Source organism: Methanocorpusculum sp. GPch4 (assembly GCF_012062385.1).
GTDB classification, from domain to species: Archaea; Halobacteriota; Methanomicrobia; order Methanomicrobiales; family Methanocorpusculaceae; genus Methanocorpusculum; species Methanocorpusculum parvum.
Map to the genome: position 1 here is coordinate 1 of NZ_SIJA01000026.1, position 7,651 is coordinate 7,651.

The 7,651-nt window shown below is 46.8% G+C and carries 11 protein-coding genes; 5 read left to right on the forward strand and 6 right to left on the reverse strand.

Annotation, left to right across the window (positions count from 1 at the left end; translation table 11 throughout):
• Window positions 1-411: 411 nt before the first annotated feature.
• The 4 genes from EYA77_RS01935 to EYA77_RS01950 form a co-directional block, all read right to left on the reverse strand.
• Complete coding sequence (locus EYA77_RS01935) at window positions 412-696, reverse strand: hypothetical protein (RefSeq protein WP_095642326.1); 285 nt, start codon at window positions 694-696, stop codon at window positions 412-414.
• Between the two features lie 4 nt (window positions 697-700).
• Complete coding sequence (locus tag EYA77_RS01940; protein ID WP_167815705.1) at window positions 701-1,441, reverse strand: hypothetical protein; 741 nt, start codon at window positions 1,439-1,441, stop codon at window positions 701-703.
• Between the two features lie 432 nt (window positions 1,442-1,873).
• A complete protein-coding gene (locus tag EYA77_RS01945) occupies window positions 1,874-2,215 on the reverse strand; it encodes a DUF86 domain-containing protein (RefSeq protein WP_042699425.1) in 342 nt (113 codons plus the stop codon).
• Window positions 2,212-2,541, reverse strand: coding sequence for a nucleotidyltransferase family protein (locus tag EYA77_RS01950; RefSeq protein WP_245241111.1), 330 nt, complete (start codon window positions 2,539-2,541; stop codon window positions 2,212-2,214). The genes EYA77_RS01945 and EYA77_RS01950 overlap by 4 nt, the downstream gene beginning before the upstream one ends.
• Window positions 2,542-2,820: 279 nt before the next feature.
• On the opposite strand from EYA77_RS01950, the gene EYA77_RS01955 reads away from it, so the two are divergent.
• From EYA77_RS01955 to EYA77_RS01975, 5 genes are all read left to right on the forward strand, one after another.
• Entirely contained in the window at window positions 2,821-3,069 is a 249-nt protein-coding gene (locus tag EYA77_RS01955; RefSeq protein ID WP_209314984.1) for a hypothetical protein, read from the forward strand.
• A gap of 296 nt (window positions 3,070-3,365) precedes the next feature.
• A complete protein-coding gene (locus EYA77_RS01960) occupies window positions 3,366-3,674 on the forward strand; it encodes a nucleotidyltransferase family protein (protein ID WP_167815706.1) in 309 nt (102 codons plus the stop codon).
• Entirely contained in the window at window positions 3,671-4,015 is a 345-nt protein-coding gene (locus tag EYA77_RS01965; protein WP_042699436.1) for a DUF86 domain-containing protein, read from the forward strand. Before EYA77_RS01960 ends, EYA77_RS01965 begins: the two co-directional genes overlap by 4 nt.
• Before the next feature lie 315 nt (window positions 4,016-4,330).
• Complete coding sequence (locus tag EYA77_RS01970) at window positions 4,331-4,807, forward strand: hypothetical protein (RefSeq protein ID WP_167815707.1); 477 nt, start codon at window positions 4,331-4,333, stop codon at window positions 4,805-4,807.
• Complete coding sequence (locus EYA77_RS01975; RefSeq protein WP_042699441.1) at window positions 4,808-5,101, forward strand: hypothetical protein; 294 nt, start codon at window positions 4,808-4,810, stop codon at window positions 5,099-5,101.
• A 576-nt stretch (window positions 5,102-5,677) separates the two neighbouring features.
• On the opposite strand, the gene EYA77_RS01980 is transcribed toward EYA77_RS01975, so the two are convergent.
• A complete protein-coding gene (locus tag EYA77_RS01980) occupies window positions 5,678-6,757 on the reverse strand; it encodes a virulence RhuM family protein (protein WP_042699447.1) in 1,080 nt (359 codons plus the stop codon).
• Complete coding sequence (locus EYA77_RS01985; RefSeq protein WP_167815708.1) at window positions 6,754-7,038, reverse strand: hypothetical protein; 285 nt, start codon at window positions 7,036-7,038, stop codon at window positions 6,754-6,756. The genes EYA77_RS01980 and EYA77_RS01985 overlap by 4 nt, the downstream gene beginning before the upstream one ends.
• Window positions 7,039-7,651 lie beyond the last annotated feature (613 nt).

The window sequence follows — 7,651 nt, forward strand, 5'->3', positions numbered from 1 at the left end:
AGCGAGGGTCGAAGACCCGAGTCGGAGAGCAAACCGTAGGTTTGAGAACAAGCGAGGGTCGAAGACCCGAGTCGGAGAGCAAACCGTAGGTTTGAGAACAAGCGAGGGTCGAAGACCCGAGTCGGAGAGCAAGTCGACAGACTTGCGAACAAGCGAGGGCTGGAAGCCCGAAGCGGAGAGCAAACCGAAGGTTTGCGAGCGGGTTGCCACGTAGCGGCGGCCTTAGCGGAGGCGGGTTGGATGCGAAGCAGACAACCTCAGCTAAGCAAACCGAAGGTTTGCGATCAAATCTTTGATTTGCGAACAAGCGAGGGTCGAAGACCCGAGTCGGAGAGCAAACCGTAGGTTTGCGAACGCGGGCCGGAGATGCGATGCGCATGATGATTCGGATATTCACTATGTGTTAAGGGATTAAAGCAATCCCTTTTCGCGGTAGATATTTGCAATCCCCTCATGCTCAATTTTACATGAAATCATCTCAAGGAAATCCGCTTTGGAGATGTGAAGCTGAGCTGCCATCTGTGCCTGAAGGAAATCAGTGAGTTCCTGATCATTATGACTCATGTGGGTTTTTACAGCGGCAATTTCCCCATTATCCTCAAAGTAATATCGCGGATGCTTCTGCCTGCCGGCTTCCATGATGAAACCCTTTCTCTTCATAGCTTTCTTTACTGTCTCTGCCTTCAATACTGCCATGAGATCACATCCACACGGCATCTTTAAAGCGTTCGCCGCGGGCCTTTGCAGCTGGAGAGAGGTTCAGAGCAGGGTTGTTGAATAATTCGAATCCATCAGAAAACTGTAGTTGCGCTTCTTCAATAGCCTCTTTGACGTTTGGAGATGAAACAAGGATCGAGTATTCTGTATTTGCCAGTTGGATATAGCCGTTTTCTGCAATATTCAATGTTAACGGCAAGGGTTTTTTCAGCTTTTTGATCTCTTCGCCAATGAATACTGAATGGAGAAATATAACGCCATACTCTTCTCCTTTGTCTCCAATCTCTACGGTATCCAGGAGAATATTAAGCACATCGTCGTAGGTCTGATGTTCACGTTTACGAGAGAGGATGCGCTGTTTTGTTTTTGGGTAAACGGGCATCTGTGTCCGTTTTTTGTCGCCATCTATCGCCTGCATGATCGTATCTGATAATGGGAAGGGGAAGATAATAGGTTTTGCTGTCATGGAATGGTCGATACGATTGGTTCTCCGTTTAGAGGCGGGGACCTTTAGGTCCCTCAGCTGAGGCGGGCTGCCACGTAGTGGCGGCCTCAGCGGAGCAAGGCTTTGCCTTGCGAGTCGGCCCGCGGTGGAGATGTCCTCTTTTGCCGGGGTCGCTATTTGTTTCCAATATGCCAGAGCAAAAACAATAAAACAATAATACATGTCACCGTAAATGTCACGGTAAATATTGGCCAATCTGCTATCTGGCGGTAAGATCATCTATACGGGTACGGATTGTCTAACGGTTTGTACGCAGCTCAAATATTTGCCATGCGGATTTGGTGAACGGGCATGCCGGCTTTGTCTTACGAGTGGGGCGAAGCCTTCGCGTCAGGGGTGTCTTTGTGATCTGAAGAGAATCGTTTCATCCTCCAGAAATCCTGTGGTGAATTTTGCAAAATCAGGATCATACCAAATATTGATATCATTTTTGGTATGAGGTCATAAAATTCCATACTGCGTATTTTTGCTCTTAGCAGAAGTCCTTCATCATAACCGACTATCTCATTAGCCGTATTCACCAGCATATGCAGCTTGATCGTGCTGTCAAAACCAGACAGATGAGATAATAAGCAATACTGCGAGGATGCGTTTTTTTGGTTATTCAACAGTGATGTTCGCGAAAATGACAGTTATTAGCCCTTAGGCAGCTTACTTCTTATCTCTATTCAGGATCCTGATCAGGAATACATAGAGATCTTCAATATCTGTATTTGCGACGGTCCAAACTACCTCAGGATCTATGCGAAAATACTGATGGAACATAACGTTTCGAAAATCCTTGATCTCCTGCCAGGGTATTTCATCATGTTCTTTTTTGAACTCCTTGGAAATATGGGTGGTTGCCTCTCCGATGATCTCCAGAGAATGGACAACAAGATCCAATTTGTCTTCATCCAGAAAGAATGCCTCTTTTTTGACCGAACTGGTAATTTTTCGTATTTTTTCACAGCGCTGAAGCATGTGGTCCAGATAGATATACTCGGATTTCATGCCTCTGCCTTTTTTGCTTCAAACAGTATCATATCGCGTTCTATGTAGGGGCGAAGTGACGGTGCCAGCCATCGTACGGGAACTAAATGGACCGTTCTTCCAAACAGATTTTCCAGATATTGTTTGAAAGCGAAAAATTCCCGAAGAGGGACCCCGCCTGTTTTGAATGCATACAATACATCGACATCTGAGTCGGGCGTGTCTTCTTCCCGACTCACGGAGCCGAAGATCCCGATCGTTTCAATGCCGAAACGCTCGCGTATCTCCGGAAGGTTTGCCTCTAATTTCGTGAGTACCTCCTTTTTGATGCTTGCGTATTCGGACATGATACAGGTATATGGTACTTTGTCGGTGGATGGTAATGAGGTTTTGCCTGCCTCAGGCAGGGCATGCTTTTAATGGAAATAATAAACTATGTACAAACGTGTTTGATCAAAGATGAAAGATACTACGATTTTTTTACGTGCAACTCCTGCAGAGTTCAGGCAAAAGATATATGTGAGTTTGAATCTTAATGAATACATATAGATCAGGAGGTGCAGCATATGATACGAAGAGGTAAAGCATCCCGCAGAATATATGAAATCACGGATAAAAATCTCAAAATGACAGTACATGATGCAGTCCCAAAGCGGGGCACCGGTGATACAGGCGGATCTGCAGGTTTGGCGGATACACACGCAGCGCGGGTGATATGTATCACAAAGCCGCAGCTATCCAGAGCGTCTTTGGGAATCTGTGCAGCGATATCTCAGGAGAATATGACCTTCAGCACAGATTATCATACAATAGATGCAGTTTTAATGAAGATGACGCAAAAAACTGCTGATGTGCTTAATTTGAACAATTCATGAACTATTTTTGTACCTATTCGCTCCATTATGTCTTTTAGGATGAGTGGCTGCAGATTCTTTTAATGGGACTTACGCGGTGTGCTTTCTCACAATACATACGTTCTATTTGAAAAGGGAGTGCAGATTGAAGAAAGGAATGCACAGATCGAACGATCCATATCCATACTGAAACTGGGCATTTTTCACTTCCCGCAAGCCCCCGTCTCCCTTTTATTTTAGAGAGATGACACTCCGCCGAATATCACCCAGGGAATAAACTCATAACATCCAACAACTAATTAACACATATCGACGAGATGACTGAATACGAAAGCATCAAAGAGGACGTCCTCGCAAAACTGGAAGCACATCTCCCTGAACTGCGTGAACGGTTTGGAATTGAAACGATCGGGATCTTCGGCTCAGTTTCGCGGGGTGAGGACAGGCCTGAATCGGACGTTGATGTACTCTATATCTTCAGACCGGGAGAATCGACACTTGCCAATCTGGTTTCCCTGGGCGCTTATCTGGAAGATCTCTTCGGACGGAAAGTCGACCTGATTGCAGAACGCTCTCTCAGCCCCTATATACGATCTGAAGTCATCGCAGAAGTGGTAATGATATGAAAACAGATAAAATGTTCATGCTCCACATTCGTGATGAGATACTCTTTCTGGAAGAGAACACAAAAGGTCTGACCTTTGAAAAACTCGACACGGATAAAGTAGTTCAGCACTTTGTGCAAAAGTCGCTCGAGATCATTGGAGAGGCAAGCAAAAAACTCTCGGATGAACAAAAAGCACGATGCCCTGCAATCTCATGGAAGAGCGTATCCGGGATGCGGGATCGGCTGACCCATGGCTATTTTGATATTAACTGGGAAATTGTCTGGAATGTTCTGCAAAATGACATACAGCCGCTGAAAAAGTGCATCATGAAAATAATTTCGGCAAATGGATGGGAGTAAGAGTTATTATCCCCGCTTTCGCGTTATACAAAAGCACGGGAACCTGAATAGAGCCGTAATCAGATCCAAAATATCATATATGCATAGATTTTGGATATTCCTTCAGACGTTTCCGCAAAATATTTTTCGAAAGCCTTGCAGTACTCACTCATGTTCTATGGCTTTGGAGAATGGGAGGGATATCAATCGTATTTCTTCTGCAGGATATTTAGCAGCATCCAATCTGCCGAATGGATTCTAAAATAATCAGCCTTGGAGATCGCACGTATCTGATGGAGAAAAACTATTATGTTACACCCCCTAGTATTTTGTATCATGCAGACGATGGATGCTGAACAAAAAAAATCCGTTATGGTATCTGCCGAGGTTCATCAGCGGATTGTTGCTCTTCGGAAAGGGGATCAAACGTATGGAGATGTTGTGGCGTCATCGATTCAAGCATTGGAGGAGTTGGTCTTTGCGTATGGGGGTATGGGTACATTGTCGGTTGAACTTACTTCTCTTGGTCGATATACGATACATCAGCCTATCCAATTCCAACTTTCCTTTGATATCGATAATGCGTTGTGGTGTCTTAAAAATGATGAACTCGCTTTGAACGGGTATGGTTCGACCTATCAGAGGACAATTGAGTGTTTGGAGGAGTGCGTTGAGGGGCATGTTCTCTTCTTTACCGAGTTTCCCGATAGTAAGCATACCGATGACGGACTCCGGATAAAGAGTAAGCTGCAGGAGTACATCGATTTTGATCAGGTTCTCTCCTATCTGAATGAGCGGGACGGCGAGAGTTGAATGCCGGTAAAAAAAGATGATTTTGCCCGTGCTGCAATCCGAAAAGGATTTTGCGAGAAGCGAAGCGGTCATCACATCTATTACCGATATGAAACACCCGGGGGTCGGTTGAGCCCGTATATTCATACGCATATCAGTCATGGAGGCGGAAATGCTCTTTCAGATGCTCTCCTTTCAGAAATGACGCATCAAATGAAATTTGATAAAAAAGCTGATTTGATGGCGTTTATCGATTGTACGTTCTCTAAAGAAAAATATCTCGTTCATCTGAAAACTAAGGGATTGATTGAGTAAAACCTCATCCCTATCTATTATTTTTAGTATCTGTCCGCTGTCGTATTGCGCCCAAGCGAGGGTCGAAGACCCGAGTCGGAGAGCAAACCGAAGGTTTGCGAGCGGGCTGACCCGAAGGGGCGGCCTCAGCGGAGGCGGATCGACGGCGCAGCCGGCGATCTTAGCTGAGCAAACAGAATGTTTGCGATCAAGTCGATAGACTTGTGAACAAGCGAGGGTCGAAGACCCGAGTCGGAGAGCAAATCTTTGATTTGCGAACCCCCCTTCCCGGCGAACCGGATCGAATTTGTTTAAGCGGGATTCTTTGGATGTACTTTGGTTTCGTGTACGGCATACGTGCGGACGCATGAGAATTCCGCCGCGAATCATTATGCTTCGCTTTGCTCTCCGACTCGGGCATTTTGTCCGCGGGCATCATATTGTTGACGTCAACAAACTGATGTGATACTCTCCATTTTACTGATTCAAACGAAATTTTCGCGGTATTCCCGCCCGGCCAAAAATCCCGCATCCATGCCAAATATCTGACTTCGAACTATCCGGTTAAACCGGACAGTTGGGATTTCATTTAAAAGATTATCTATTTTCATTACACTCACTATCTTTGCTGGAATCAGATTTAGGGATATATACTAGCTTTTTTAGCACATCTTCCAACTCATCTTCATCCTGCGCAGTTTCCCGCTCCAGCTCCCGTGCCTCAAACACCTCGAACTCCCGGGAAGCCTTACTCTTCGCCCGCTCCATCGAAACCTTCCCGGCACTCGTAAGAATACTCATATCATTCAGCCGAAGAATCGCCTCCAGCTTCACCTCCCAGTCATGCATCGTCATAACCTTTCTGGAACGTGCCTGCTGCTCCGCATACTCCAGAAACTGATTCACCAGTGAATTCATCGTCGTAATCTCCTCACTCGAAAGATAATTCTTCGCCGTCAAAACATCAGCCAGACGAATCTTCCCGTTTGGACTCTCCTTCCATGTCGAAAGCCCCATATGCGGCAGATCGGCATTCGCCCGCAAAACCATGATCTCCGCCGCCGTATGACCGTGAACCGCAAAATGGATCTTATTCTGCACCGCTGCAAAAAACTTCTTCGCAGCAGGATGATTCTTATCATAATCCACACTCAGCGCGTAAATATCCCGAACCTTCAGATACAACCGCTTCTCTGACGCACGAATCGCACGAATCCGCTCAAGCAGCTCATCGAAATAATCCTGACCAAACCCTGCGGGCTCCTTTAAACGCTCATCATCAAGAACAAACCCTTTCACCACATACTCCTGCAAAAGCTTCGTTGCCCACTTCCTAAACTGCGTCCCGCGGGCAGACCTCGCACGATATCCTACCGCCAAAATCATCTCCAGATTATAGCAGACGATCGAACGGACGACCGACCGACCGCCCTCATCCTGCTCCACATCAAAAACCCGGGTGACTCTCTCCGGCTCAAGCTCACCCTCCTCGAAAATATTCGCGATATGTTCACTCACCGTCTTTGGCGACCTATCATACAAATCAGCAATCAAACGCTGAGATAGCCACACCGACCCCTCATACAGTCGAACCTGAACACGCGTATTCCCCCCGTCCGTATTATACAGCAGAAACTCAGATAGCTCCTCGGCAGGGGCGAGACCCTTTCCGCTCATACATCCACCCCAAGCTTCGAAAGAAAACCTGCCGGTCTCTTCTCTGTTTTTGCGAGATCTCCCTCAAGAACCCTGACCAACGCTTTCAGATAGGTCACTTCATCGAGCAGGCTCCAGGAATGTCGGAGCACTGATTCTATTATCTCACCTTCCTTCATCAGCTCAAGCTGGTTTTTCCGATTTTCTTTCCCATTTGTATAGAGTCTGCCTGAATATACATTTATTTTGAAAAATAGCGGCTTTGGTTGTTCCAGAAGTGTTTTGGGAATATCATTCATCATATCTGACCTCCTGTCCGGGTATCTCCGAACATATAATCAATCTATGATTTAACGCAATATAAACCCCTGACCGCGCGGTGGCGGGGTGAGCCGATAGGCTCGCCCTTAGCCAAGCAAATCTCTGATTTGCGACTGCGACTCCCCGAAGGGGCGAAGCCTTCTTGTACACCCTCCGTCTTTTATCGCCCACTATCTCCTACACATAGACGAATCAGGGGTGCAGCATCCGCTTACCCTTACGCAAGCAAGCGAGGGTCGAAGACCCGAGTCGGAGAGCAAGTCGATAGACTTGTGAACAAGCGAGGGCTTGAAGCCCGAAGCGGAGAGCAAGTCGATAGACTTGTGAACAAGCGAGGGTCGAAGACCCGAGTCGGAGAGCAAACCGAAGGTTTGAGAACAAGCGAGGGTCGAAGACCCGAGTCGGAGAGCAAACCGAAGGTTTGAGAACAAGCGAGGGTCGAAGACCCGAGTCGGAGAGCAAGTCGATAGACTTGTGAACAAGCGAGGGTCGAAGACCCGAGTCGGAGAGCAAGTCGATAGACTTGTGAACAAGCGAGGGTCGAAGACCCGAGTCGGAGAGCAAGTCGATAGACTTGTGAACAAGCGAGGGTCG

Excerpts from the sequence above, each read along its gene's own strand:
- EYA77_RS01935 (WP_095642326.1), bottom strand. The coding sequence starts at position 696 with ATGGCAGTATTGAAGGCAGAGACAGTAAAGAAAGCTATGAAGAGAAAG.
- EYA77_RS01940 (WP_167815705.1), bottom strand. The coding sequence starts at position 1,441 with ATGATCTTACCGCCAGATAGCAGATTGGCCAATATTTACCGTGACATT.
- EYA77_RS01945 (WP_042699425.1), bottom strand. The coding sequence starts at position 2,215 with ATGAAATCCGAGTATATCTATCTGGACCACATGCTTCAGCGCTGTGAA.
- EYA77_RS01950 (WP_245241111.1), bottom strand. The coding sequence starts at position 2,541 with ATGTCCGAATACGCAAGCATCAAAAAGGAGGTACTCACGAAATTAGAG.
- EYA77_RS01955 (WP_209314984.1), top strand. The coding sequence starts at position 2,821 with ATGACAGTACATGATGCAGTCCCAAAGCGGGGCACCGGTGATACAGGC.
- EYA77_RS01960 (WP_167815706.1), top strand. The coding sequence starts at position 3,366 with ATGACTGAATACGAAAGCATCAAAGAGGACGTCCTCGCAAAACTGGAA.
- EYA77_RS01965 (WP_042699436.1), top strand. The coding sequence starts at position 3,671 with ATGAAAACAGATAAAATGTTCATGCTCCACATTCGTGATGAGATACTC.
- EYA77_RS01970 (WP_167815707.1), top strand. The coding sequence starts at position 4,331 with ATGCAGACGATGGATGCTGAACAAAAAAAATCCGTTATGGTATCTGCC.
- EYA77_RS01975 (WP_042699441.1), top strand. The coding sequence starts at position 4,808 with ATGCCGGTAAAAAAAGATGATTTTGCCCGTGCTGCAATCCGAAAAGGA.
- EYA77_RS01980 (WP_042699447.1), bottom strand. The coding sequence starts at position 6,757 with ATGAGCGGAAAGGGTCTCGCCCCTGCCGAGGAGCTATCTGAGTTTCTG.
- EYA77_RS01985 (WP_167815708.1), bottom strand. The coding sequence starts at position 7,038 with ATGATGAATGATATTCCCAAAACACTTCTGGAACAACCAAAGCCGCTA.